The sequence below is a fragment of the Corynebacterium glaucum genome, assembly GCF_030408855.1.
In the GTDB taxonomy this organism is placed as follows: domain Bacteria; phylum Actinomycetota; class Actinomycetes; order Mycobacteriales; family Mycobacteriaceae; genus Corynebacterium; species Corynebacterium glaucum.
Map to the genome: position 1 here is coordinate 1,399,037 of NZ_CP047358.1, position 24,211 is coordinate 1,423,247.

Below are 24,211 nucleotides of genomic sequence, written 5' to 3' on the forward strand. Positions count from 1 at the left end.
CCAGCTAGGACATCACTCGGTAGATATCGAAAACGCCTTCCACGTTACGAATTTGGTTCATGATTTGGCCGAGTTGCTTCGTGTCCGACACTTCCAAAGTCACGCGCACTGTGGCGATTCGGTCCTCGCTTGCGTGCGACGAAAGCGAGATAATCGGAAGCTTCTGTTCGGCGAGAACGCTGGTCATCTCGGCCAGCAACCCGTTTCGATCCAGTGCCTCCACCTCCAAGGTTGCGATCGAGGCGCTACCTGCACCCGAGGCGTTGGCCCAGGCGACGTCGATAAGCCTCTCGGGCTCCTCTTTGAGCTTGGTCGCATTGGTGCAATCCGCACGGTGCACCGACACTCCCCCGCCTCGGGTAACAAAACCAAAGATCTCATCACCCGGCACTGGCTGGCAGCACTTGGCAAGTTTGGCCATGACGTCGGGGCTTCCCTGGACGAGGATGCCTGGGCCGTCGTGACGCGATGCCTGGTGCACAAGATCCGCGATGGGCGTGCGCGCTGCGAGTGCCGCCACCGCGTCGTCTTCGTTGCCGAACATTTCGACGAGCAGCTTGCTGACGTGCTGCGCGGAGACGTTGCCGGCGCCGATCGCGGTATAGAGCGCATCGACGTCCGGGTAGTGGAGCTGGGTGGCCACCCGGCGCATCGATTCCGCCGTGAAGAGACGGTGCATCGGCAGCCCGCCGCGCTGCACCTCAGCAGCGAGTGCGTCGCGACCAGCCTCAAGATGCTCTTCGCGGCGCTCCTTGGCAAACCACTGACGGATCTTGGACTTCGCGCGAGGCGAGACGACGAATTCCTGCCAATCGCGAGACGGGCCGGCATTTTGATCTTTCGAGGTGAAAATTTCGACTCGGTCGCCGGACTTGAGCTCAGATTCAAGCGCGACGAGCCTACCGTTGACCTTCGCACCAATGCATCGGTGCCCCACTTCGGTATGCACCGTGTAGGCGAAGTCCACAGGGGTGGACCCTGCGGGCAGGTTCACAACATCGCCCTTCGGGGTGAAGACGAAGATCTGCTGGCTCGTGAGGTCGTAGCGCAGCGAGTCGAGGAACTCGTTGGGGTCCGCAGCCTCCTTTTGCCAATCAAGCAGCTGCCGCATCCAGGCCATCTGATCGACCTCGGCCTGGTCACCCTTATGGGAACCCTTAGTCTCCTTGTAACGCCAGTGGGCAGCAACGCCGTATTCAGCGTTGTAGTGCATCTCGTGCGTGCGCACCTGCACTTCGAGGGGTCGGCCGGTATCCGTCATCACCGTTGTGTGCAGCGACTGGTACACACCGAAGCGCGGGTTGGACACGTAGTCTTTGAAGCGCCCCGGCATCGGAGAGTAGAGCGCGTGCACCACACCGATAGCGGCATAGCAATCGTGCACAGTGTCGACGAGGACGCGGATGCCAACCAGGTCGAAGATCTCGTTGAAGTCATGGCCACGAACCACCATCTTCTGGTAGATCGACCAGTAGTGCTTCGGCCGACCCATAACTTCCGCATTGATGCCGTTCGCGCGCAGCTCGGCTTGCAGCTGGGTGGTGATCTCGTTGAGCGCCCGATCCCTGGACGGGGCCCGGTCTGCAACGAGACGGACGATCTCCTCGTACTTCTTCGGGTAGAGGATCGCGAATGCGAGGTCTTCTAACTCCCACTTCACACTTGCCATGCCGAGGCGGTGCGCAAGCGGCGCGATGACATCGAGCGTTTCCCGCGCCTTTTTCGCCTGCTTTTCGGGCGGAAGGAAACGCATTGTGCGCATGTTGTGCAGACGGTCCGCCACCTTGATCACCAGCACACGCGGGTCTTCCGACATGGCCACGATCATCTTGCGAATGGTCTCCGCCTCCGCGGCTGCGCCAAGGGCGACCTTATCCAGCTTGGTCACGCCATCGACTAGGCGCGCCACCTCGGGTCCGAACTCTTCGGTGAGTTGCTCGAGGCTGTACTCGGTATCCTCGACAGTGTCGTGCAAAAGCGCCGCGACCAACGTCGTTGTGTCCATGCCAAGTTCGCCGCAAATGGTCGACACCGCGAGCGGGTGCGTGATGTATGGGTCCCCCGACTTGCGGTACACGCCGTCATGCAGGCGCTCCGCAGTCGCATAGGCGCGGTTTAGCTGTTCCGCATCGGCTTTCGGGTGGTATCGGCGGTGAATCGACAGCAGCGGGTCGAGCACCGGATTAGTTTTCGCGCGCCCGCCTCCCGTCAGGGATCGGGCAAGGCGTGCGGAGACGCTGCGCACGCTCGGCCCTGACCGTTTGGCTGGTTTGTCGTGCGTCACCGCGGGCCTCCGATCAAGCGTGATAATTCAGCGCGTAGAAACAGTAATACTACTGTGCCCCCGCGGGTTACTGGTCGAGCACCCTGAGCTTGCCGTCGGCAAGCTTCTCGCGGCCTCCCAGACCCTCGACCTCCAGCACCACGACGTAACCCGAGACGATCCCGCCTGCACGCTCGATCAAGTCAGTGGCGGCCACGAGGGTGCCACCGGTGGCAAGCACGTCATCGACAAGCACGACTCGCTTGCCCGCGAGGTCCATCCCATTGGCCGGAATCTCTAGCGCCGCGGTGCTGTATTCGGTGGTGTACTCCTGCGTGATCACCGGCGGCGGCAACTTCCCCTGCTTACGGATGGCCAAGATACCCAGCCCCATCTCGTAAGCGACAGCGGAGCCCAGAAGGAACCCGCGTGCATCAAGGCCGCCGATCACATCCGCACCGAGTTCCTCGCTCACCCGAGCCATCTCGGCGACTACGACGTGGAGCGCGTCCGGATCTGCAAGCACCGGGGTGAGGTCTTCAAACAGCACTCCTTCTTCGGGGAAGTCCGGCACTCGCCGAATCTTTTGCTGCAAAGCCTGTTTTGCAGAGGAGTATTTTGGCTCGTTCAGTGGCATGGCAGTGGCATCCTTTGCAGGAGATTGAGAATTACTTGGAGTCAGCGGATTCTTCGGGCGCTTCCGCGCTTGGGGTGAGATACCAACGGTTCATGTTCCAGCCGATGCCAGACAAGCCCGTATACGGCACTACGTTACTCACGTTCCGATCTATCGCGAACGTTGCCGGTTGCGCCGACAGCGGCAGCGACGGCAGCTCCTGCCACAGCGTTTTCTCCTGTTCTCGCAGCAGCCCAATCTCCTGGCTCCGGTTCGTGGAAGCCGGGTATTCACGCATTGGATTGATCGGGTGGAGGAACACGTCGACTTCACCCTCGGTCCAGACTTCCTGGCCCCATTCCCCGTACTCGATTCGGGGCAGATCAGCCAGGGTCTTACCGCCACCAGTGACGTCGATAATGGTGATTCCTGCCGGCTCACACGACTGCCGAATGGATTCGACCATGGCCGCGTGGCGTTCATTCGGGTACGCGTATGCGATGCGCACTTCCATGCCCGTAAGCGCACTGGCGCGGGAGATGTCCAAGTTGAGGTTCGGCTCAGCCTCACCCATCAGACGTTTCGCCATCGGATCGCCGTGCGGCACGATGTGCAGAGGCGTGACGGGAACTTCGATGCCAGAAACGGCCGACGATGCCTCAGCAACGCGGCGCGGATCCACGCACTTCGACAGCGCTCCCCGGTTCTCCGGAGACGACCACGTGCCCACCTCGGGGAACGTGAGGGTCTCCGTCAGTTCCCCGATGACGGTTTCCACGGTGAGGCGGTTGATCTCCGCATTCGGGTCGTACCAATCCGGCGTGATGTCGCGCAGGTCGCCCACGATGAGCCCACCACCTTCGGCCAGCCGGGCCGAGTCCGCAGAACCCGGCCACACAACCAGCTCCGGCTCCTGTGGCGCGTCACCATAGTAGAAGTCGTTCGCACGCAGCGTAACTTCGCCCTGCTCCCCCACCTTCGCAACCGTGTAAGGTCCGAACGACACCTGGAGTTCAGGGTTGAAGTTTCGCAGGTCGAACCCTTGTCTCCAGACCTCAGCGATGGGCTGGAGGTCGGACACATTCTCCGAAAGCAGGTCTTGGTGCAGGTCATCAAGGGGAACTTGCAATTGCTTAGCGACGGCATGCGCTGGTAGCACAGTGCCCGCCTCGAACAGACCACGCCACCGCGCACCCTTTCCTTCCTTGAAGATCAGGGTGAATTCCTTGCTCCCGGGAGCGCACGTGAGCTTAGCGGTGTCATCGAAGAGAGGCATGTGGGAGCCGAAGATCTCCGGGTTGGTGCCTGCAGTAAACGCGAGCAGGTAGTCCGAGCAGGTCACAGGGGTTCCGTCAGAAAACACCGCCCTGTCGGACAAGGTGTAGTTGACGCGACGAACCGGCCCCGGGATTTCTTGCATCCGGACCAGGTCGGTGTTTGGGATCATCTGCCCCTGTGGGCCAGGCACGTACACACCGGGATAAAGGCTGCCGGAGAGGGCTTGCGCCATTGTGGAGGCGCCTTCCAGCGAACCGGCGTTCGTCGTTCGCAGCTCGTCCGCGACCTGATAGCCGAAAGCAAGGTGAGTTCCTTCCGGCTTCTCCGAGTTTTCAGTTTGCGCGCATGACGCCACGAATGCGACCGCGGCAGCGGCAAGCGCCGCAGTGGTTCGCTTCATGCGAAGCGACCTGGTGTGACGGGTCACGCAATCACGCTCCTTACCGCGCGTTCGGCCTCCACGTAGCGGTGCCGGTGCCCTCGCGGGGTGCAATCTCATCAGTGGAATCAACGACGTGGTACGCCGCCGGGGCGGTGACAGTGCGCTTCGTTGCCGCAGCGTTGTATTCGCCGTCAGTGTCGTCAGCGTCGCTCAGCCCGCTTGCCTCACCTTCCCGGTAAGCGGCAACTTGCTCATTGTGCGCCCGGTATTTCTTCTGACGCTCGACCAAGCTAACCAGCAGCGGTGTCGCCAAAAACAGCGAGGAGAAAATACCCTCAATCACACCGATGAGCTGAATCAACGCGAGGTCGCGCAACGTACCGACACCGAGCATCCACACGGCGACGATCATCAACGCGATGATCGGCAGCGCCGAAATCACCGAGGTCGAAATAGAACGCATCACCGTCTGGTTCAACGCCAGGTTCGCTTCCTCGGCGTAGGTGGAGCGGCGCGATTCTAGGACTCCCGACGTGTTCTCCTTCACCTTGTCGAACACAATGACAGTGTCGTAGATGGAGAAGGTCAGCACCGTGAGCAAACCGATGATCATCGCCGGGGTGACTTCAAGGCCGAACAGGGCGTAGATGCCCATAATTACGACACCATCCACCAACAGCGCAACCATCGCGGCAACTGCCATCTCACGCTGCAGGCGCAGGGCCACATACACCGCAGCGGCTACGAGGAAGGCGAGCATCGCAAGCAGCATGCGCTGCGTAATGGTGTCGCCCCACGACTCGGAAACGGTGGAGTCGCCGATGGCGTCGGGGCTTGGTACGCCATCCTGGTCAAGCGGCTGGTGCTTTTCAAAGATCGATTGGCGTGCCTGATCGATCTGCTCCTGGGTGAGGTGCTCAGAGTTGATCTCCAGGGTGCGGGAATCCCCGGCGCCCACGATCTGGGTCAGCTCGGGAGTGACCCCGGTTGCGTCAACGAAGGTGTCTTCGACTTCTTCGGCGACGAGGTCGCCGGCCGGCATCGTCATCTTGGTGCCGCCCTCGAAGTCGATACCGAGGTTGAAGCCCCGTAGCAGCATGGCCACGATGGAGATTGCGATCAGCGCAAGCGTGATCATGTACCAGAGCTTGCGGCGTCCGACGAAGTCGATGGCGCCTTCTCGGGTGTAGATGCGCTCCCAACCACGCACGTCACCCGCGGCGTCGTCGGAAGTCACCGGGGCAGTTGGAGCAGAAATCTTCGTGCTCGACATGGTTCTACTTCTCCTCCTTCGTGTCCGCAGTAGCGGGCACGCTCGGCGACGTCACGGTGCGTTTGGTCGAACCGGAAGTGGAAACGGCGGTGTAGCCTGCTTCGGCACCTGAGTCGGTAGCAACATCATCGCGGACAGGCGCCGGCGCCGCAGATCGGGTGGAACGTCGGTTTCGGTCACCCACAGCAAATGCCTTTGCCATGCCATTGGCCGACGGCTTGGACCAGATGCCGTTGCGCGATGCCAGCACCAGCAGCGGAGCTGTGATCAGGAACGTCACCAGCAGGTCGAAGACGGTGGTCAGGCCCATGGTGAAGGCGAAGCCCTTCACATCGCCGACGGCGAGGAAGTAAATGATCACCGCACCGATAAGCGTCACCATGTTGCCGGTCACGATCGTGTCTTTCGCACGGTCCCAACCGGATGCGGTGGCGGAGCGGAAGGTCTTGCCCTTGCGCACCTCGTCCTTGATGCGCTCGTAGATGACAACGAAGGAGTCGGCGGTGGTACCAATACCAATGACCAGACCGGCGATGCCGGACAGATCCAGAGAGTAACCGATCCAGCGACCGAGCAGCACCAGGGAGCCGTAGACCAGCAGGCCCGCAGCGAACAGGGTGAACAGCGAGATCAGGCCAAAGAGCCGGTAGTAGGCGAAGACGAAGATTGCCACGAGCAGCAGGCCGACCAGGCCGGCATAGATGCCTGCCTGCAGCGACGCGAGACCCAGTGACGGTGGAACCGTGATCGCGGTACCACCCGGCTCGCCGTTCTCACCGGCGAACGACAGCGGCAGCGCGCCGTAGCGCAGGTTGTTCGCCAACGCCTCGGCCTCTTCTTGGGTGAACTGGCCGGTGATGGACGTTGCCGAACCAACCGGGGTCGCGCCCTGGATCACAGGCGCCGAGATGACCTGCGAGTCCAGCGTGATCGCGATCTGCTGGCCAATCATCGAGCTGGTCAGTGCAGCCCACGTCTGGGAACCGTTGTGCTCGCCGTTCTGGCTGAACGCGAAGCTGATTTCCATCTGGCTGGTTTGCAGGTTCGGGCCACCGGTGATCGGCCGGCCCGTGTCAATCTGCTGGCCGGTCAGGCGCGGGCCCTCCGGGTCTTCGACGCCAGCGAGCAACGGCACCTCGTCGAGAAGCAGTGTCTGGCCGGTGGAGGGATCGCAGGCTACGAGCGGCAACGCCTCGTTGTCGGTGCCAGCGAGTGGATCGGTCGGCTGGTCCAGGCAGCGCTCTCCGAGCAGCACGAAGGAGGCGAATTGCTGGGTGGGATCCGTCGACTGGCGGGTCTCTCGCAGCATGTCGGTAGCGTCCTTGCGGCGCTCGGAAGCCTCGACCGGGCCGTTCGGTTCAGGCAGCGGCGATGCCGTTACCTTCGGCGCGTCCACCTCGGGTGCCGCATCGCTTTCAGCCTCGGCTCCCTCAGCAGCCTCGCCCTCAGCAGCCTCGCCCTCGGCACCTTCAGCACCCTCAGCGTTCTTCTGCGCTTCCTCTTGCTGGGCCTGCATCTCGAAGACCTGGTCAATCGCGGTCTGCGCCTGCTCCTGCGTCAAAACGCCGTGCTCCACCCAGGAGTTCGCGGTGTTCAGGATGACCTCGTCCAGCTTTTCGAAGTCCGGCGTCGGCAGGTTCAGCACGGGGCGGAACAGCAACTGCGAAGTCTGGCCGATGTTGCGGATCTCAGAGGTGTCGTCGCCGGCAGCAGTAATCACCAGCGTGTTGCCGTCGACCACCACGGAAGCGCCGGAGACACCCATGCCGTTCACACGGTTCTCCAGGATGTTGCGCGCGTCTTCGAGCTGCTCCCGAGTCGGCTCCGCCCCCTGCGGGACCAGGGTCACGCGGGTACCACCTTGCAGGTCAATGCCCAGCTTGGGGGACGCTGTGCGGTCCCCGGTAAAGAATACGAGCGAATAGACGCCAATAACTATGAGCGCGAAAAGCGCCATAGCCCGCACCGGCCATCGGCGCGACGCTTCGCTGGATCGCCGAGTGCTTCTTGACACTGAGCTTTCTCCTTGAACTTGCGAACAGAATCACTGAATCTCTGCACCCCACCGCACACGCAGGCGGCACGATCGGGGCATGCACATCGGAACATGCTACGGCATGGGTCCGAAAAGTCTTAAGCCCGGCCACCGTGTCCGGCAAGCTCGGGCCATTGCTTATCGACGGTTGCGCCGTACCCCCTACTGCTTAAGACTCGACCTTCTTCATTACCCCGCCAGCGTCCATCGTGACTACCACGCCGGGCGCAATCTCCACTTCAAGCGCTTCACCCGTGTTAGCCACCACGGTGCCGTGCAGCCCCGCGACGGAAACAATGCGATCGCCGGCTTGTATCGACGCCTGCATTTGGCTGACCTCTTGCGCGCGCTTGCGCTGGCTGCGCATGAGCAGCATCGGCGGGACGAGGAAGAGCAGCAGGATGACAAGAAGCGGCAGAGCTTCCATCACAGTTCCTTTCAGTTCGCGAACAATTCGATCTGGCCAGGGGCATCCGGCGGCGGGGTCATACCCAGGTGGTGCCACGCTGCGGCGGTGGCGACGCGACCGCGCCCGGTGCGCGACATGAGCCCCGCGCGCACGAGGTAGGGCTCGCAGACCTCCTCGACGGTGGCGGGCTCCTCCCCGACCGCAATGGCCAACGTGTTCACGCCCACGGGGCCGCCCCCGTGCCCCCGGATCAGCGAATCCAGCACCGCCCGGTCCAAGCGGTCAAGGCCCAGTTCATCGACGTCAAATACGGCAAGCGCTGCGCGGGCCGAGTTCAGATCCACGTGCCCGTCGCCATTCACATCGGCCCAGTCACGCACGCGCCGCAGCAGGCGGTTGGCAATTCGCGGTGTGCCGCGAGAGCGCGACGCGATCTCCACCGCTGCGTCGTCGTCAATATTCACGCCGAGGATCGTCGCCGCACGCATGACCACCTTGGTCAGGTCATCGGTGTCGTAGAACTCCATCTGCGCGGTGAACCCGAAGCGGTCGCGCAGTGGGCCCGTAAGCATGCCGGCACGGGTTGTCGCTCCCACAAGCGTGAACGGCGGGATCTCCAGTGGGATTGAGGTGGCGCCGGGGCCTTTACCCACAATCACGTCGATGCGGAAATCCTCCATCGCCATGTAGAGCATCTCCTCGGCCGGACGCGCGATACGGTGGATCTCATCGATGAACAGCACGTCGCCTTCCATCAAGTTCGACAACATCGCGGCCAGATCACCCGCGCGCTCCAGCGCGGGACCCGAGGTCATCCGCAGCGAGGTGCCAAGCTCTTGAGCAATGATCATCGCCATGGTGGTCTTACCTAATCCGGGCGGGCCAGAAAGCAAGATGTGATCGGGCGTGACACCGCGACGCTTCGCGCCTGTGAGCACCAGTCCAAGCTGCTCGCGTACTTTAGGCTGCCCGATGAACTCGGTGAGCGACTTCGGCCGTAGCGTCTTCTCCACGTCGCGCTCGTCCGGTTGCGCTTCGACGCTGACCACGGAGTCGTCGTCAAGGGAAAAGCCCTCAGGGAGCGCAAACTCGGTCTTTTCAACATCCGACATGAGCCCGAGCCTACTTCTTGCCCAGCTGCGTCAACGCCGCGCGAAGCAGCGTCGAGGTGGCCTCGTCGGGGTTTTCCGCAGCAAGCTTATCGACGACCGGGCGCGCCACCTTCTCACCGAATCCGAGCCCAACCAGCGCCTCGACAACCTGCTCGGCCGCGTACGACGATCCGGACGGAGCTGAGGGCGCATTCGCGGCTGTGTCGGTGGAGACTACGTACAGGCCTTCAAGTTTGTCTTTGAGCTCGAGGACGATGCGGTCGGCCATCTTCTTGCCCACACCCGGGATCGACTGCACTGCCTTCGAGTCCGAGGCGGAGATCCGCGCGGCGAGCTCACCCGGCTCGAACACGGTGAGTGCGGCGAGCGCAAGCTTCGGGCCGAGCCCGGTGACGGTTTGGAGTTTATGGAACATGGTGCGCTCATCAGCATCGGCGAACCCGTAGAGGGTCACGCCGTCATCCTTGACCACCATGGAAGTGAGCACCCGCCGGGTTTCGCCGCGAGTGAGGCGCCCCAGGGTCGGTGGGGTGGCAAGGAAGCGATAACCGACACCCGCACATTCAATTACCGCGTGGTCGAGGCCGATGGATAGCACTTCGCCGTTGAGGGAGTCAATCATGCTGTGGCGGTCCTTTCGTGAGCGCGGCTGGTGCGCGCGATCAGCGGGGCGCGCCAGCAGTGGCACACCGCAATCGCGAGGGCGTCGGCAGCGTCGGCCGGTTTCGGCGGCTCGCTGAGACCGAGAATGCGGGTGATCATGTTGGTCATCTGCTTCTTGTCCGCGCGCCCGTTGCCGGAGATTGCCTTCTTCACCTCGGACGGGGTGTATTGGTACACCGGGATGTCGCGCTCTGCGGCGGCGAGCACCATTACGCCGACGGCGTGGGCGGTGTGCATCACGGTAGAGACGTTGCCGCGTTCGAAGATGCGCTCCATGGCGACCATATCCGGACGGTACTCATCCATCCAATCCCCGACGGCGGCCGAGAGCCGCAGGAGACGCTCGGGCAGCTCCGCGGTGGAGGGAGTGCGCACCACGCCCACAGCCACCGGCAGGATCTGACGGCCGCGGCCCGCCTGCACCACGGACAGGCCGCAGCGAGTCAGCCCCGGGTCGATGCCCATGACGCGGAGCCCTTCAAGAGTAGTCACACACATGTTCTACCACAGGGGTCCCACACGCCCGGACGGCGCGCCAGCCAGGAGGCGCGGTGAGCGGTGCGTCTAGTCGTCGAGCTGGTCGGCGACCTCGTCGGAGATGTTCATGTTGGTGTAGACGTTCTGCACGTCGTCAGACTCTTCAAGCGCGTCGATAAGGCGCATCATCTTCTTCGCGCCCTCGACATCGAGCTCAACTTCTACGTCTGCGCGGAACTCCTGCTCGGAGTCCTCTACCTCGATGTTCTCTGCTGCGAGGGCCTCTTTGACCGCAGCGAGGTCAGTCGGCTGGCAGATGATTTCGAACTCTTCGCCGAGGTCGTTGACCTCCTCTGCACCGGCATCGAGCACAGCCATCAGTACATCGTCCTCGCTCAGCTCGCCCTTTTGGATCGTGACAACGCCGGTGCGCTCGAACATGTAGCCGACGGAGCCGGACTCGCCGAGGTTGCCGCCGTTCTTGGTCATGGCGGTGCGCACCTCGGTTGCGGCGCGGTTGCGGTTGTCAGTCAGGCACTCGATGAGGACGGCAACACCGTTCGTGCCGTAGCCCTCATACATCACGGTCTCCCAGTTGGAGCCGCCAGCGATTTCACCGGAGCCGCGCTTGCGGGCGCGCTCGATGTTATCGCCCGGCACCGAGGCCTTCTTGGCCTTCTTGATCATGTCGTCCAAGGTCGGGTTACCAGCCGGATCGCCGCCACCGGTGCGGGCAGCCACCTCAATATCCTTGATCAGCTTTGCCCACAGTTTGGAACGCTTCGCGTCGTTCGCGGCCTTCTTGTGCTTGGTAGTAGCCCACTTTGAGTGGCCAGCCATCTCGCACCCCTCTTCCCAGTTGAACGTATATCGCCGTGCGATTCTTCTGAATTCTGTGTAGCGAGTATACGCGGGGCGCTACGAGCGCCGAACCGGCACCTGGGTCTCCCCCGCCTGCAACTCGCGGGTCAAGCCCTCTTGCGCTACGAAGGCTAGGAGGTTGCCCGAGGCGTCGAAAATCTGCCCCTGGGCAAGCGCCCGCCCAGACGCGGCCGACGGCGAGGACTGGTGGTAGAGCAGCCACTCGTTGACTCGCACAGGCCGGAAGAACCAGACAGCGTGGTCCAAGGATGCGAGCTGTGCCTTGTAGCCAGGATGGGCAGCCAGCGCAGAAAACAACAGCGTCATGTCGGACATGTATGTAAGCGCGCAGGCGTGAAACGCATCCTGATCAGGCAGGTCGTACTTGTATTTGAACCAGAGTGAGCGCCCGCTGACCGTGCTCGCGTCGTTCGGAGTCGGGCCATCAGAGGCAATACGGATATCCCACTCGCGGTAGTCCCTCTCCGCTCCGGGAACTCCGCTCGGAATCGAGCTTGGCACCTGCAACGTCTCCGGCGCGGGCACATCTGGCATGGGATTGGCGTGCTCCGGGCCGGAGTCTCCTGTGTGGTGAAAACTGGCGATCATGGAATAGCACAGCGTATCTCCCTGCCACGCCTCTACCCGACGCGTGCTGAAGCTACGGCCGTCTTTGAGCCGCGTCACCGTGTACGTGGTGTCCTCATCCGCCACGCCTGGGCGCAGGAAATAGCTGTGCAGCGAGTGCACCTGCTTGTCGTCCTCGACGGTGGCGGTGGCAGCGCTGATTGCCTGGCCAGCAATGTGTCCGCCGAACGTGCGCGCGAACACGTCGCTGTCCATGGCGGGGCCGCGAAACGTGTCCTCCCCCATCGGTTCCAGGTCCAGCACGCGGCGCAGCTCAAGTGATTCGTGCATAGATGCTCAATCTACCAACGGACAAGCGACTGCACGCGTCTATTCGCCTGCCAGCGACAGCTGCCCGAGCGCCGCGTACTCCGGCAGCGCGGCAGTGCCGCCGAGGCGCAGCGTGCGCACCGCCGGCACGAGGCGAAGTGCGCGAGTATCAGCCACCGCGTCGTTGTAAAACCGCAGGGCAAGCATCACTCGGGTGTCGGCGTCCTTGAGCGCCTGGCGCACCCCCTCCGTCACCCCTTCCGCGCTAGCCATCCAGCCCACCAGGGCCTCGTTCAGCTGATGCTCCTTTTCCAACCGGGACCACAGATCACGCGGGCTCAACCGCACTTCCTCCGTGGCGTCAGCTTGCTCGGCAAGTTCGGGCACGGTTGCGGCGATGACCGCGCAGCGACGATCCAGCGCGGCTTGCAGCGCGTCGCGGGAACGGTCGAGGCGGATATGCAGCCGGTCAAGGCGCTTTGCAGTCGATATCGCCCACGCAACCAGCAGCGTGACCGCTACCGCCAGCAGCACCAGGACCAGAGTCGTCACGCTCACCTTCCCAACCCCACCTTCTCACCGGTGGCAACCGCCTCGTAGACCGCCATGACCTGGTCCGCCACCCGCGACCAGTCGAATTCCCGCGCCCGGGCAGTGCCGGCATCAATAAGGGCATTGCGTTTGGCTGGGTCGTCGATAAGCATTTGCAAGCTGGCGGCGAGAGCATCACTGTCTCCCACTTCAAAGAGCACACCCGCCGGGGTTTCGGACTCGGAGTCGCACACCGCGGCGAAGGCTTCGATATTGCTAGCCACCACCGCGCAACCCGCCGCCATGGCCTCCACGAGGACAATGCCGAAGGACTCCCCGCCCAAGTTCGGGGCCACGTAAATGTCGGCCCGCCCCAAAATCCGCGCCTTTTCCGTCTCGCTCACCTGCCCCGCAAAACGCACACCAGGCGCACTGCGCGCCCGCCCACCGCCAACCACAGTCACTCGCGCAGGTCGCGACAGCTTATCGACGGCTTCGAGCAACACGCCCAGCCCTTTTCGCGGCTCATCCCTGCGCCCGAGGAAGACGATCTCAACTTCGGTCGAGTAATTACGCGGACCGCGCGCCGCGGTGAAGCGTGCGGTGTCGATGCCGTTCGGAATCACGATCGGGTCAGTGCCCACCTGTTCCACCTGCCAGCGGCGTGCAAGCTCGGAGACCGCGATACCGGCCTGGATCTTCTCCAAGTTGCCGCGCAGCGCCGGCAGCGCGAGTTGCAGCACCACCGACGCGGTTGCGGAGGTGTGGTACGTGGCCACGATCGGACCCTGGGCGCAGCGCAACGCAGCGAGCGAGAAGCTGGTCGCGTTCGGCTCGTGCACGTGCAGCACATCGAAGTCGCCGCTCATGATGAATTCGCGGGTGTAGCGCGTGACATGCGGCCCGGCCGCAATTCGGGCGATCGACCCGTTGAACGGCACTGGCAGCGACGCACCGCCACGGGTGACGTAATCCGGTAGATCCACGTTGGCATCGGCCGGCCCAAGCACACCCACGGAGTGGCCGCGCGCGGTGAACACCGCCGCGAGGTCAAGAATGTGGGCTTGCACTCCACCTGGGGCGTCGAAGGAGTACGGGCACACCATGCCGATACGCATGTAGGAGCCCCTTATCCCGCGGCGTCACCCGAGGCCGGGCCCGCATTTCCCGTGCCACCGGTCCGGCGTTTGCGTTTCCGGCGGTCGGCTGGCCACAGGGGTTGGAGCATGTGCCAGTCCGCGGGGTGCGCCGCGATGTTAACGGCGAACTGATCCGCAATGTGCTGCGTTGTCTCCTCCAGGTCGGTCACCTCGGTGGGCGGGTTGACGGTGATACCCCAGCCTGGACCGCGCACATCCTCGGTGAACCAGGTGTGCACCACCAACAGTTCTGCGCCGGTGTCCATGGCGAGTTTGGCCGGCCCAGCTGGGAACGTTGTTTCTTCGCCGAAGAACGTCACCGGCACGCCGTGGCCGCCGAAGTCTCGTTCACCGAGCAGGCACACGATGCCGTTGCTTTTCAGCACCTCTTTGAGACGGGCGTACGGGGGTGTCTCGCTTCCGCTGAGCGCCAGTACTTCAAACCCGAGGGATTCGCGGTAATCCACGAAGGCATCGAAGAGTACCTCCGGTTTGAGCCGCTCCGCTACAGTGGCGAAGCTGGCGTAGTTTTTCACCAACCAGAGGCCGGCGAAATCCCAGTTTCCGGTGTGCGGCAGGGTGAGAATGACGCCGTTGCCCTTCGCCAAGGCCGCCTCGAGGTGCTCCCGGCCCTCGACCCCTTCGGTGAAGCGGGCGAGCGCCTTCTCGTCCTGGGCGATACGCGGTAACCGAAACGCTTCGAGCCAATAGCGCGCGTAGGAACGCATCGAGTCTCGCACCAGCTCACGCGTGACGTTTTCGGCACCCACAACCCGCGTGAGGTTGCGGCGCAGCATCTCCATACCAGTCCCATTGCCGGACACGCGGTCCGCCGCGCGGCGAAACAGCGGCGCGGTGACGGCGGGCGGCAGCGACCCAATGACCTTCCAACCGGCGATGTAGCCGAACGCGACAAGCGTGTCTTTCATTGTGCTACGCCCCCGGCGGCGGAGCGAGCTGCGCGTTCGCCCGCGGGTCGCGCGCCGCATAAGCCAGGCGCTGAACCACCGTGATCACCGAGCCCACCAGCAGCAACCAGATGGCCACCTCCACCGCGTGCGGCACCCCGAAGCCCTCCAGCCCCAGTCCAACCAGCGCGATGATGAGCCGCTCGGGGCGCTCCACCAGACCGCCCACGATCTTCAGCCCACCCGCCTCGCCGCGGGCTTTGATGTAGCTAATCGCCTGCGACAGCACGAGCACCACCAGGCACGCTGCGACATGTACACCAGCAGCGTGGTCGACGTAGACCATCCAGATCACGATGGCGCCGAACAGCGCGCCGTCGGTCAACCGGTCGCAGCTCGCGTCCAGCGTCGCCCCGTACGCGGTCCCGCCGCCGCGGAGGCGTGCCATCGTCCCATCCACCATGTCGAACGCGGAGAAGATGCCGATCAAAATCGCCGCGGCCACCAGCCAGTCCGCCGGAATGAGCACCACTGCGAGCAGGATTGAGACCGCCGTGCCGATCAGCGTGGTCACGTTCGGAGTCAGCCCAGCGCGCAGCAGCGCCCTAGCCACCGGCTCCACGGCTCGCTTCGCGGGTTTGCGCCCGTGCACGCTAAGCATCGTCGCCACCTTTCGCGTCGCGGGTTTGGTGGGTGGCCGCGTCGACTTCGCGCCAGCCGTCGGCAAGCAACGTGCGAGTCTCGCGCAACAGTTGGGGCAAGACTTTTGTGCCGCCGATGACCGTCATAAAGTTCGAGTCCCCCGCCCAGCGCGGCACGACGTGCAAGTGCAGGTGGTCGCTCACCGATCCGCCCGCAGCCTTGCCCAGGTTCAACCCGACGTTGATGGCCTCTGGTCTGGACACGTGCTTGAGCGTGCGCACCGCGTGCTTGGCAAACACGGCCATCTCCGCGGCTTCGGCGTCGGTGAGCTCCTCGAGCTCGGCGACCTTGCGGTACGGCACCACCATCAGGTGCCCGGCGTTGTACGGGTACAGGTTCAGCACCGCGTACACGCTCTGCCCGCGCGCGATGACCAAGCCATCCTCATCGCTCATCGTAGGAATTGCAAGGAACGGGTCGGAGCTTTCTTTGCTTGTCGACGGCATCTTGGCAATGTAGTTGGAGCGATACGGTGCCCAGAGACGCGCAAGACGGTCCTCATCGCCGACACCGGTGTCGACGTAGTCGGTCTTATGCTCGCCGGGAAGCAATGGAGTCCTCGCTCGGCTGCGCATTGTTCTTCTCGGCCACCCAGGTGGTGATCAGTGCGACCGCCTCGTCCACCGGCACCCCGTTGACCTGCGAGCCGTCGAGGAAGCGGAAGCTTACCGCGTTTGCTTCGACGTCGCGTTCGCCAGCGAGCAGCATGAACGGCACCTTGGAGGTGGTGTGGGTGCGGATCTTTTTCTGCATGCGGTCGTCGGAGTGGTCGACTTCTGCGCGGATGCCCTGGGCGCGGAGCTGATCGACTACTCCGTCGAGGTGGTCGGCGAACGCGTCCGCGACGGGGATGCCCACCACCTGGTGCGGGGCGAGCCAGGCCGGGAAGGCGCCGGCGTAGTGCTCGAGCAGCACGCCGAAGAAGCGCTCGATGGAGCCGAAGAGCGCGCGGTGGATCATCACCGGGCGCTGCTTTGTGCCGTCCGGGGAGGTGTACTGGAGGTCGAAGCGCTCCGGCAGGTTGAAGTCGAGCTGCACGGTGGACATCTGCCAGGTACGGCCGATAGCGTCGCGGGCCTGCACCGAAATCTTGGGGCCGTAGAACGCGGCGCCGGCCGGGTCCGGCACCAGCTCAAGGCCCGACTTGGTGGCCACGGATTCCAGGATGTTGGTGGAGCGCTCCCAGATCTCATCGTCGCCGATGTACTTCTCCGGGTCCTTCGTGGACAGCTCGAGGTAGAAGTCGTCGAGGCCGTAGTCCCGGAGCAGCGAAATGATGAACTCGAGCACGCTGGTCAGCTCTTCTTCGAGCTGGTCCTCGGTGCAGTAGATGTGCGCGTCGTCCTGGGTGAAGCCGCGGGCGCGAGTCAGGCCGTGCACCACGCCCGACTTTTCGTAGCGGTAAACGGTTCCGAACTCGAACAGGCGCAGCGGCAGCTCGCGGTAGGAACGCCCGCGCGAATCGAAGATGAGGTTGTGCATCGGGCAGTTCATCGGCTTGACGTAGTAGTCCACCGCCTGCTTGGTCACGTTGCCCTTGTCGTCCACCTCACCGTCGAGCTTCATCGGCGGGAACATGCCGTCGGCGTACCAGTCGAGGTGGCCGGACTTCTGAAACAGCTCGCCCTTGGTCACGTGCGGGGTGTTCACAAAGGCGTAGCCGGCTGCCACATGGCGCTCGCGCGAGTGCTGCTCCATGACCATGCGCACGATGCCGCCGTCCGGGTGGAACACTGGCAGGCCAGAACCGACCTCCTCCGGGAAGGAGAAGAGATCCATCTCGTTGCCCAAGCGGCGGTGGTCACGCTTCTCCGCCTCTTCGAGCATGGTGAGGTACTCGTCGAGCTTTTCTTTCGACTCCCACGCGGTGCCGTAGATGCGCTGCAGTCCGGCGTTGGCCTGGTCACCGCGCCAGTACGCGGCGGACGAGCGGGTCAAGGAAAACGCCGGGATGTACTTGGTGGTCGGCACGTGCGGGCCGCGGCACAGGTCGCTCCACTCCACCTCGTCGGTGCGTGGGTTGACGTTGTCGTAGTGGGTCAGCTCGCCGGCGCCAACCTCGGTCGCCTCGTCCGAGTTCGGATCGACGTTGCCCTTGTCGTTGATCAGTTCGAGCTTGTACGGCTCGTCCTTGAGGTCCTCGGCCGCTTCCTCCACCGAGGCGTAGACGCCGCGCGAGAACTTCTGCCCCTGTTTGATGATCTTCTTCATCCGCTTTTCAAGCGTCTTCAGATCTTCGGGAGTGAACGGCTCGGCGACATCGAAGTCGTAGTAGAAGCCGTCGTTAATCGCAGGACCGATGCCAAGCTTCGTGCCCGGGAACTCCGCCTGGACCGCCTGGGCGAGCACGTGCGCGCAGGAGTGGCGGATGACGGAGCGCCCCAGCTCCGAGTTCGCAGCGATCGGCATGAACGTCGCGGTCTGATCCGGCACGTGGGATAGGTCTTTGAGGTTGCCCTCTCCATCTTGGACCACCACGATCGCCTGCTCGCCCTTGTTAGGCAAGTCCAGTTCCCGCATCGCCGCGCCCACTGGGGTGCCGGCGGGAACCTCGAACGGCTCCAAGGTGAGGATCTGGGAAGCTTCGGTCTCTGCCATGGTCAGCTGCGCTCCTTTGCGCGTCATGGGCACGCGTCATACCTGGACGCGGCCCTGGGTCAGTGCGTTTGCAAAGTCTACCCCGGCGCGTCAGCCTAGACCGACTCAGCGTGAGCCGGAGAGCACCGCTTCGCCCCAGAACGCATCGCCATTGCCGTCGGTGCTCGTCCCCGGCGGCAGCCAGTACACCGCAGAGCCAATGTGGGTGATCCACTCGTTCAACCGGTCAGCTTCATCCAGCCGCTTGAGCACCGGGGTGAACTGCACGTCCGGGTCCTTTTGGTACGCGAAGAAGATCTGGCCGGCGTTGGAAAGCTCTTCCGAACCAGGCTCAGGCGGCAGGTTGTAGTTGTACGGCCGGCGCTTGAACCGTTGCTCGGGGTGGTCGACCGGAGGCATCGCCCGGGCCATGTGCGAGTTGCGGTCGATCACGGGCAAGCCGTAGTCGTCGACTGCCTCCATGTCAGGGTCTGTGAACTCCCCGCCGCCGCTCAACGGCGCGCCGTCGTTAAGCGTGCGCCCCACGGATTCCTCCCGCGAGGCTCGATCGAGCATCTCCCACTCATCGAGGTGCATGGCGATGCGCCGCACCACCATTGAAGTCGAACCGGCGAAGCCTTCCGGCCCGTCGATCCACACCTGCTCGGCGTACTCGTGCTCTTCGTACGGGTTGACGGTCCCGTCGACCTGGCCGAAGAGGTTGCGCGGGGTTTGCCCCTGCGGGATGGCGCCGTAGGCGTTCATGAACCCCTGTTGCACCCAGGCGGTGGACACGTAGTCGGTGCCCGCGCGCGTCATGTGCCGCATGGCCCACGCGCACATGATCGGATCGTCGGCGCAAATCTGCAGTGCTAGATCGGTTTGGCCCCACTCTTCGCGCAGCGCATCGCGAATCATCGCGGGGATGTCGTGCAGCCACTCCGGCTTCTTCTCCGGCGCGGCGATGTCGAAGATGCGCGGGCCGAAGCCGACAGTAATCGTGAGGTTCGCGGGCCACTCGTTCATCTCCGGCTCGAGGCTGCCCAGCGGCGTCTGCCCGGCGGTCAGCGCGCGGGCATCCTCGGTCCACAGCCGCATCAGGCGGGTGACCCCGTCCGCATCCACCCCGTCTTTGAGGTTGAAGCCGATCAGGTTCAGGCTGGACTGCGTCTTGGTGGCGATCCCCGCCTGGTGCTCGCCGTCAAACGGCACGACCGAGTGCTGAAGCGGCTCGTTGTCAGGTTCGGAGTTGCTCGGCACACCAGCAGGGGCGTCTGGGTCGCTCGAGCAGGAGACAAGCATGCTTGTCGACGCCACCATGGCGGACGCCCCCGCAAGAAACCCCCGCCTGGAAACCCGCACCGTGTTCTTACTCTTCCTCCCCCATGTCGCCTTCGAGGTCTTCGCTCTTCTTGCGGCGTGCAAGCGCCGCGAAGGCCGCACCCGCAACCACCACAACGCCGAGCACCGCGAGGATGAGGTTCATATTGGACCGGGTTTCGTCATCGAGATTCTCCGGCTGCATAGTGCTCTCCCCGCTCTCCCCCGAAGTCTCAGAGGCGACCGGCGAAACCTCGCTGCCTGCTGGAGCATACGTAAAGGTGGTCATGCCCTTGGTTGCGTGCCCGTCGGAGGAGACAATCTGGAAGCCGATGCGGTAATCCCCCGGCTGCGTGTCCAACCCGCTAGGCACATCGAGTGACACCCACTGACCGTCAAGTTGTGGCTCGCCCGAGTAGAGCACCTCCGGTTGCCCGTCGGAAATCCGGGACAGCGCGAGAGTGCTGAAACCTTCTTGCGGCTGCCCGGAAAACTCCAGCGACAGCTTCGACGGAAACTCCTCGACCACTTCACCGTTGGCCGGAGAGCCGGAAATGACCGCGTCGTGGGCGAGAGCGGACGGGGCTGTCATCAGCGCGATGGATGCGGCGGAGACGATTACTCCGCCTGCACGAACTCGAACTGGTTTTCTCACTACCCGCTCCCCTCAGCAGCTTTTTGCAATACCGCCATCTACTGTAGCTGCCCTAAGTGCATCGACCCCACCGGGTCGCGCGCCAGCTGCTAGTGGCCAGAGTGCTCGAGCTGGTGGCCTTGCAGATCACCGTCTTTTCCGTACTCCTCGTGGCCAGCGCCCATCGTGCGCACCGAAACATCTGGGACTACAAGCGTGGTTCCGTCTGCGAACTCGAAGGTGATCTCAACGGTGCTCCCTGCAGGGATCTCCGGTGCGAAATCCATCACCATGAGGTGGTCGCTGCCCGGCGTGAACTCATGATCCTGCCCGGCGGGGATGGTTACGCCACCCTCTTTCTCCTGCATGACACCGTCAACCACTTCGTGGATCTCGTAGCGAGCATCGCCCAGCGAAGTGGTGAACCCAGTCAGGGTGATCTCAGCGTCGCTGGTGTTGTAAAGAGTGCCAAAAATCGCAGTCATGTCGGAACCCTCAGGCATGTCAGCCGCTGCCTTCGCCCGCACCGTGCCAGCGGCAAAGTGGACCTGTCCCTCTGCGTTCTCTTGAGCGTTCTCCTGGGCATTCTCCTGAGCCGACTCGGAGGAGGTCGAGGCCGCGGTCACCGACGTAGGCGAGGTAGGAGCCGTTGGCGCGGTCTCTTCAGTCCCGCACCCATTCAAGGTAAGGCCTGCGACGCAGGCGATGGCTGCGGCCAACTCGATTCGCTTCACTCTGACTTCCTTCCAGCAGTTAGGGTTTTTAATCCCCGCCATTTTAGTCGTCGCCAATTACATCTCTTGCGCTGCCGCCGCTGCGAGGTGGCGTCCCGTGACGGAACCGGTCGCGTCATGCGTGCGTATCAGGTCTGCGGGCGTTCCGTGGGCAACAATGCGCCCGCCAGCGGAACCCGCCCCAGGTCCGACATCAATCACGTAATCCGCCTGGCCGACAACAGCCAGGTTGTGCTCAACCACGATCACGCTCGACCCCTTGGCCACAAGTTGCTCAAACAGCGTCACCAGCCGCGCGGTGTCCGCGAGGTGAAGACCGGTCGTCGGCTCGTCCAATACGTAGGCGGACGCAAGTTTTTTCAGGTTCGCGGCAAGCTTGAGACGTTGCCGCTCCCCGCCAGACAATGTGGTCAGCGATTGACCGAGCGTCACGTACCCGAGCCCTACATCGACGAGGTGGCCGCAGATCTTCGAGGCTGCAGTGACCTTGTTGTCCTTGAGGTACTGCTGCGCTTCGCTGGCAGGCATGGTGAGCACCTCGGAGATGTTTTTCCCTCCGAGGGTGTGCACGAGCACGGCGTCGTCGAAACGCCTGCCCTCGCACACCTCGCATGGAACGTCGACACCTTGAACCACACCGAGGTCGACGTAGACCACACCTGCCCCCTTGCAGTGGGGGCAGGCACCTTCTGAGTTCGGGGAGAACAGTGACGCAGGTTCGCCTGATGCCTTCGCGAACGCTTTGCGGATGGAGTCGAGCGCGCCTGTATAGGTTGCCGGGTTCGAGCGCCGCGACCCAGCAATTGCAGCCTGGTCAACCCAGACTGCATCGGCGAGTTCGTCCGCGTACTGCAGTTCACGCAGTAGGGAGGATTTGCCAGAGCCCGCCACACCGGTAATTGCCGCGAGGACACCGGTCGGAACGTCGACATCAATGCCGTTCAAGTTATTCTCCGTGGCACCTTCTACACGGATCCACCCGGTCGGTTCGCGCGGCTCCTCCTTGATCACGACGGCACGCTTGAGACTTTCTCCGGTGCGTGTGCCCGCCTCCCGCAGCTGTCCCACCGTGCCCTGGAACACGACCTCGCCCCCGTCGATACCGGCACCCGGCCCCAGTTCCACAACATGGTCGGCAATCTCAATAGTTTGCGGGCGGTGCTCCACAACAAGCACCGTGTTTCCCTTGTCGCGCAGCGCGAGAAGCAACGTGTTGAGGCGGTCGATGTCGGCAGCATGCAACCCAGCGGTCGGCTCGTCGAAGACATAGGTGACATCGCTCAGTGCCGATCCGAGGTGGCGGATCATTTTGACTCTCTGCGCCTCGCCACCGGACAGGGTGGAACTCGGGCGGTTGAGCGTGAGGTAGCCCAACCCGATGTCGACAAAGTTCGCAAGCGCCTCGCGTATCGACGCCACCAGCGGCGCAACGGATACTTCTTCCACCTGTTCGAACCAGTCGGCGAGGTCAGCCACCTCCATCGCGCACAGCTCAGCGATGTTCTTGCCGTTGATGGTGGATTCAAGCGCGTGAGGGGCTAGACGCGTTCCTCCGCAATCTGAGCAGGTCACAGCGGTGACAGCGCGGTCCACGAACTCCCTGACGTGCTTCTGCAGTCCCTCCTTCTCCTTACTCAGCAGCGACGCTTTCAACTTGACGATAAGCCCTTGGTAGGTGGTGTTGATGCCGGCGAACTTCACCTGTTCCGCTTCGGCATAGAGAAGTTCGTGCCGCTGCTCTTTCGTGAACTCTCCTACGGGCATATCGTTGGGGTACTTGCCCGATTCGGCGTATTGTCGCCACTGCCAAGACCCAGCTTTGTAGCCGGGGGCGAGAAGTGCGCCGTCTTCAAGCGACAAAGCGTCATCGACAACCTCTGCCTCGTCGAACTCGCTGACGCGACCCGTTCCGGCACAGGTCGGGCACATCCCTCCCGTGCGGGTGTAGTTCTTCAGCACCTTCTTCTTCCCCGTGGTGTCTTTAAGCACCCCACCCCCGGAGACGCTGGGCACGTTGAAGGAGTACGCGCCTGGACCACCGGCCTTTGGTTCAGCGATCCTGGAGTACAGCACGCGGAGCAGCGCGGTGACGTCTGTCGCCGTGCCGACTGTAGATCTCGGGTTCGCTCCCATCGGGGACTGATCGACGACGATCGCAGCCGTAATCCCCTCCAAACCCACCACGTCGGGGCGCGCCATGGTGGGCATGAAGCCCTGCACGAAAGTCGAGTACGACTCATTGATGAGGCGCTGCGATTCAGCAGCGATGGTGTCAAAGACGAGCGAGGACTTGCCTGACCCCGAAAGTCCAGCGAAGACGGTGAGCCGCCGCTTGGGCACGCGCACGGAGACGTCTTTGAGGTTGTTCTCGTTCGCACCGGTCACCACGATGAAGTCGTGAGCATCTGCTGCAATGGCTGGGCTAGTAGTCACCCGGTGAACAGTACGTCACCCCAGTCGAAAAGCGAGAGACTCGCGGGGCCGCTTTGGCTTCGGGAGTCTTGGTGTTGTGGTCCTAGCTGGGATCGAACCAGCGACCTTTCCGGTGTGAACGGAACGCTCTTCCACTGAGCCATAGGACCGAACGGGAAATACTTTACACAGGCCCACCGTTTCCGCCGAATCGCCAGCTCACCTCCGCAGACGCTGGCGAATCACATCGGTGTCACCCATCCGCCAGTGCCACTCGGCATTGCCGCTACTGGGCACACCCCCTCTTAACTGGCGATTTGGCACTCAGCTAGGGAAACGGATAATGTTCTTTCTCGCATAACAGCAAGCAGTGCTCCCCAACCGGCGCACAGTTTGCAGCTTGCGGATGTAGCGCAGTTGGTAGCGCATCACCTTGCCAAGGTGAGGGTCGCGAGTTCGAGTCTCGTCATCCGCTCCAAGCCCCCAAGCGGGGCTTTGCCCGCGCGATTAGCTCAGCGGGAGAGCGCTTCCCTGACACGGAAGAGGTCACTGGTTCAATCCCAGTATCGCGCACGGAGTCCCCAGAGGCCTCCGGTTGCAAGCTTCAGAGCCTGCAACCTGCGGATGTAGCGCAGTTGGTAGCGCATCACCTTGCCAAGGTGAGGGTCGCGAGTTCGAGTCTCGTCATCCGCTCAAGTACTTTCCACGTACTTCGGGGCAATCCCGCCCCACCCACGGTGGATTGGTCGAGTGGTTAGGCAACGGTCTGCAAAACCGTGTACACGGGTTCGATTCCCGTATCCACCTCCACTTCTTAACCATCCCACCCTTCGCGCGTTTAGCTCAGCGGGAGAGCGCTTCCCTGACACGGAAGAGGTCACTGGTTCAATCCCAGTATCGCGCACGCGGATGTAGCGCAGTTGGTAGCGCATCACCTTGCCAAGGTGAGGGTCGCGAGTTCGAGTCTCGTCATCCGCTCCACGTATCG

The 24,211-nt window shown here is 63.1% G+C and carries 21 protein-coding genes and 7 tRNA genes; 6 read left to right on the forward strand and 22 right to left on the reverse strand.

Annotation, left to right across the window (positions count from 1 at the left end; translation table 11 throughout):
- Positions 1 to 4: 4 nt before the first annotated feature.
- The 22 genes from CGLAUT_RS06810 to CGLAUT_RS06915 form a co-directional block, all read right to left on the reverse strand.
- Positions 5 to 2,284, reverse strand: coding sequence for a RelA/SpoT family protein (locus CGLAUT_RS06810; protein WP_290184234.1), 2,280 nt, complete (start codon positions 2,282 to 2,284; stop codon positions 5 to 7).
- A 67-nt stretch (positions 2,285 to 2,351) separates the two neighbouring features.
- A complete protein-coding gene (locus tag CGLAUT_RS06815; protein WP_290184236.1) occupies positions 2,352 to 2,900 on the reverse strand; it encodes an adenine phosphoribosyltransferase in 549 nt (182 codons plus the stop codon).
- A gap of 31 nt (positions 2,901 to 2,931) precedes the next feature.
- Positions 2,932 to 4,584, reverse strand: coding sequence for an ABC transporter substrate-binding protein (locus CGLAUT_RS06820; protein ID WP_290184238.1), 1,653 nt, complete (start codon positions 4,582 to 4,584; stop codon positions 2,932 to 2,934).
- A 13-nt stretch (positions 4,585 to 4,597) separates the two neighbouring features.
- Positions 4,598 to 5,812: a protein translocase subunit SecF gene (gene secF / locus CGLAUT_RS06825; protein WP_290184240.1), complete on the reverse strand. Its 1,215-nt coding sequence runs from the start codon at positions 5,810 to 5,812 to the stop codon at positions 4,598 to 4,600.
- Between the two features lie 4 nt (positions 5,813 to 5,816).
- The gene (gene secD / locus CGLAUT_RS06830) at positions 5,817 to 7,826 is read right to left on the reverse strand and encodes a protein translocase subunit SecD (RefSeq protein WP_290184242.1); all 2,010 of its coding nucleotides are present in this window, start codon (positions 7,824 to 7,826) and stop codon (positions 5,817 to 5,819) included.
- 190 nt (positions 7,827 to 8,016) lie between these two features.
- Positions 8,017 to 8,274 carry a preprotein translocase subunit YajC gene (gene yajC / locus CGLAUT_RS06835; protein ID WP_290184243.1) on the reverse strand — a complete coding sequence of 86 codons (258 nt, stop codon included), beginning with the start codon at positions 8,272 to 8,274 and terminating at the stop codon, positions 8,017 to 8,019.
- A gap of 11 nt (positions 8,275 to 8,285) precedes the next feature.
- The gene (gene ruvB / locus CGLAUT_RS06840) at positions 8,286 to 9,368 is read right to left on the reverse strand and encodes a Holliday junction branch migration DNA helicase RuvB (protein WP_290184246.1); all 1,083 of its coding nucleotides are present in this window, start codon (positions 9,366 to 9,368) and stop codon (positions 8,286 to 8,288) included.
- A gap of 10 nt (positions 9,369 to 9,378) precedes the next feature.
- Complete coding sequence (ruvA, locus tag CGLAUT_RS06845) at positions 9,379 to 9,990, reverse strand: Holliday junction branch migration protein RuvA (RefSeq protein WP_290184248.1); 612 nt, start codon at positions 9,988 to 9,990, stop codon at positions 9,379 to 9,381.
- Positions 9,987 to 10,529 carry a crossover junction endodeoxyribonuclease RuvC gene (ruvC, locus tag CGLAUT_RS06850; protein WP_290184250.1) on the reverse strand — a complete coding sequence of 181 codons (543 nt, stop codon included), beginning with the start codon at positions 10,527 to 10,529 and terminating at the stop codon, positions 9,987 to 9,989. Before ruvC ends, ruvA begins: the two co-directional genes overlap by 4 nt.
- Positions 10,530 to 10,595: 66 nt before the next feature.
- Complete coding sequence (locus CGLAUT_RS06855) at positions 10,596 to 11,348, reverse strand: YebC/PmpR family DNA-binding transcriptional regulator (protein ID WP_290184252.1); 753 nt, start codon at positions 11,346 to 11,348, stop codon at positions 10,596 to 10,598.
- Between the two features lie 78 nt (positions 11,349 to 11,426).
- Positions 11,427 to 12,287, reverse strand: coding sequence for an acyl-CoA thioesterase (locus tag CGLAUT_RS06860; RefSeq protein ID WP_290184254.1), 861 nt, complete (start codon positions 12,285 to 12,287; stop codon positions 11,427 to 11,429).
- Positions 12,288 to 12,326: 39 nt separating this feature from the next.
- The gene (locus CGLAUT_RS06865; protein WP_290187077.1) at positions 12,327 to 12,818 is read right to left on the reverse strand and encodes a hypothetical protein; all 492 of its coding nucleotides are present in this window, start codon (positions 12,816 to 12,818) and stop codon (positions 12,327 to 12,329) included.
- Positions 12,819 to 12,820: 2 nt separating this feature from the next.
- Entirely contained in the window at positions 12,821 to 13,915 is a 1,095-nt protein-coding gene (locus CGLAUT_RS06870; RefSeq protein ID WP_290184256.1) for a glycosyltransferase family 4 protein, read from the reverse strand.
- A gap of 11 nt (positions 13,916 to 13,926) precedes the next feature.
- Positions 13,927 to 14,865 carry a phosphatidylinositol mannoside acyltransferase gene (locus CGLAUT_RS06875; protein WP_290184258.1) on the reverse strand — a complete coding sequence of 313 codons (939 nt, stop codon included), beginning with the start codon at positions 14,863 to 14,865 and terminating at the stop codon, positions 13,927 to 13,929.
- A gap of 4 nt (positions 14,866 to 14,869) precedes the next feature.
- Positions 14,870 to 15,505, reverse strand: a complete 636-nt coding sequence (gene pgsA / locus CGLAUT_RS06880) for a phosphatidylinositol phosphate synthase (RefSeq protein ID WP_290184260.1) — start codon at positions 15,503 to 15,505, stop codon at positions 14,870 to 14,872.
- Positions 15,498 to 16,121, reverse strand: coding sequence for an ATP adenylyltransferase (locus CGLAUT_RS06885; protein ID WP_290184262.1), 624 nt, complete (start codon positions 16,119 to 16,121; stop codon positions 15,498 to 15,500). Before CGLAUT_RS06885 ends, pgsA begins: the two co-directional genes overlap by 8 nt.
- On the reverse strand, positions 16,078 to 18,144 hold the full coding sequence (gene thrS, locus CGLAUT_RS06890) for a threonine--tRNA ligase (RefSeq protein WP_290184264.1): 2,067 nt from the start codon (positions 18,142 to 18,144) through the stop codon (positions 16,078 to 16,080). The genes CGLAUT_RS06885 and thrS overlap by 44 nt, the downstream gene beginning before the upstream one ends.
- Positions 18,145 to 18,249: 105 nt before the next feature.
- The gene (locus tag CGLAUT_RS06895) at positions 18,250 to 19,425 is read right to left on the reverse strand and encodes a Dyp-type peroxidase (protein WP_290184266.1); all 1,176 of its coding nucleotides are present in this window, start codon (positions 19,423 to 19,425) and stop codon (positions 18,250 to 18,252) included.
- Positions 19,426 to 19,492: 67 nt separating this feature from the next.
- Positions 19,493 to 20,098 carry a copper resistance CopC family protein gene (locus CGLAUT_RS06900; RefSeq protein WP_290184268.1) on the reverse strand — a complete coding sequence of 202 codons (606 nt, stop codon included), beginning with the start codon at positions 20,096 to 20,098 and terminating at the stop codon, positions 19,493 to 19,495.
- A gap of 89 nt (positions 20,099 to 20,187) precedes the next feature.
- Positions 20,188 to 20,811: a copper chaperone PCu(A)C gene (locus CGLAUT_RS06905; protein WP_290184270.1), complete on the reverse strand. Its 624-nt coding sequence runs from the start codon at positions 20,809 to 20,811 to the stop codon at positions 20,188 to 20,190.
- Between the two features lie 57 nt (positions 20,812 to 20,868).
- On the reverse strand, positions 20,869 to 23,244 hold the full coding sequence (locus CGLAUT_RS06910; protein WP_290184272.1) for an excinuclease ABC subunit UvrA: 2,376 nt from the start codon (positions 23,242 to 23,244) through the stop codon (positions 20,869 to 20,871).
- Positions 23,245 to 23,321: 77 nt separating this feature from the next.
- Positions 23,322 to 23,393 (reverse strand) — tRNA-Val (locus tag CGLAUT_RS06915).
- 232 nt (positions 23,394 to 23,625) lie between these two features.
- Here CGLAUT_RS06915 and CGLAUT_RS06920 point away from each other — a divergent pair.
- The 6 genes from CGLAUT_RS06920 (at position 23,626) to CGLAUT_RS06945 (ending at position 24,204) form a co-directional block, all read left to right on the forward strand.
- A tRNA-Gly gene (locus tag CGLAUT_RS06920) sits at positions 23,626 to 23,701 on the forward strand.
- A gap of 23 nt (positions 23,702 to 23,724) precedes the next feature.
- A tRNA-Val gene (locus CGLAUT_RS06925) sits at positions 23,725 to 23,796 on the forward strand.
- 47 nt (positions 23,797 to 23,843) lie between these two features.
- Positions 23,844 to 23,916: transfer RNA gene (locus CGLAUT_RS06930), tRNA-Gly, on the forward strand.
- Between the two features lie 43 nt (positions 23,917 to 23,959).
- A tRNA-Cys gene (locus CGLAUT_RS06935) sits at positions 23,960 to 24,033 on the forward strand.
- Between the two features lie 22 nt (positions 24,034 to 24,055).
- A tRNA-Val gene (locus CGLAUT_RS06940) sits at positions 24,056 to 24,127 on the forward strand.
- A gap of 1 nt (position 24,128) precedes the next feature.
- Positions 24,129 to 24,204: transfer RNA gene (locus CGLAUT_RS06945), tRNA-Gly, on the forward strand.
- Positions 24,205 to 24,211: the final 7 nt, after the last annotated feature.

Excerpts from the sequence above, each read along its gene's own strand:
- CGLAUT_RS06885 (WP_290184262.1), bottom strand. The coding sequence starts at position 16,121 with ATGCGCAGCCGAGCGAGGACTCCATTGCTTCCCGGCGAGCATAAGACC.
- CGLAUT_RS06855 (WP_290184252.1), bottom strand. The coding sequence starts at position 11,348 with ATGGCTGGCCACTCAAAGTGGGCTACTACCAAGCACAAGAAGGCCGCG.
- thrS (WP_290184264.1), bottom strand. The coding sequence starts at position 18,144 with ATGGCAGAGACCGAAGCTTCCCAGATCCTCACCTTGGAGCCGTTCGAG.
- ruvB (WP_290184246.1), bottom strand. The coding sequence starts at position 9,368 with ATGTCGGATGTTGAAAAGACCGAGTTTGCGCTCCCTGAGGGCTTTTCC.
- CGLAUT_RS06815 (WP_290184236.1), bottom strand. The coding sequence starts at position 2,900 with ATGCCACTGAACGAGCCAAAATACTCCTCTGCAAAACAGGCTTTGCAG.
- CGLAUT_RS06860 (WP_290184254.1), bottom strand. The coding sequence starts at position 12,287 with ATGCACGAATCACTTGAGCTGCGCCGCGTGCTGGACCTGGAACCGATG.
- CGLAUT_RS06875 (WP_290184258.1), bottom strand. The coding sequence starts at position 14,865 with ATGAAAGACACGCTTGTCGCGTTCGGCTACATCGCCGGTTGGAAGGTC.
- ruvA (WP_290184248.1), bottom strand. The coding sequence starts at position 9,990 with ATGATTGACTCCCTCAACGGCGAAGTGCTATCCATCGGCCTCGACCAC.
- secF (WP_290184240.1), bottom strand. The coding sequence starts at position 5,812 with ATGTCGAGCACGAAGATTTCTGCTCCAACTGCCCCGGTGACTTCCGAC.
- pgsA (WP_290184260.1), bottom strand. The coding sequence starts at position 15,505 with ATGCTTAGCGTGCACGGGCGCAAACCCGCGAAGCGAGCCGTGGAGCCG.
- ruvC (WP_290184250.1), bottom strand. The coding sequence starts at position 10,529 with ATGTGTGTGACTACTCTTGAAGGGCTCCGCGTCATGGGCATCGACCCG.
- CGLAUT_RS06895 (WP_290184266.1), bottom strand. The coding sequence starts at position 19,425 with ATGCTTGTCTCCTGCTCGAGCGACCCAGACGCCCCTGCTGGTGTGCCG.
- CGLAUT_RS06870 (WP_290184256.1), bottom strand. The coding sequence starts at position 13,915 with ATGCGTATCGGCATGGTGTGCCCGTACTCCTTCGACGCCCCAGGTGGA.
- yajC (WP_290184243.1), bottom strand. The coding sequence starts at position 8,274 with ATGGAAGCTCTGCCGCTTCTTGTCATCCTGCTGCTCTTCCTCGTCCCG.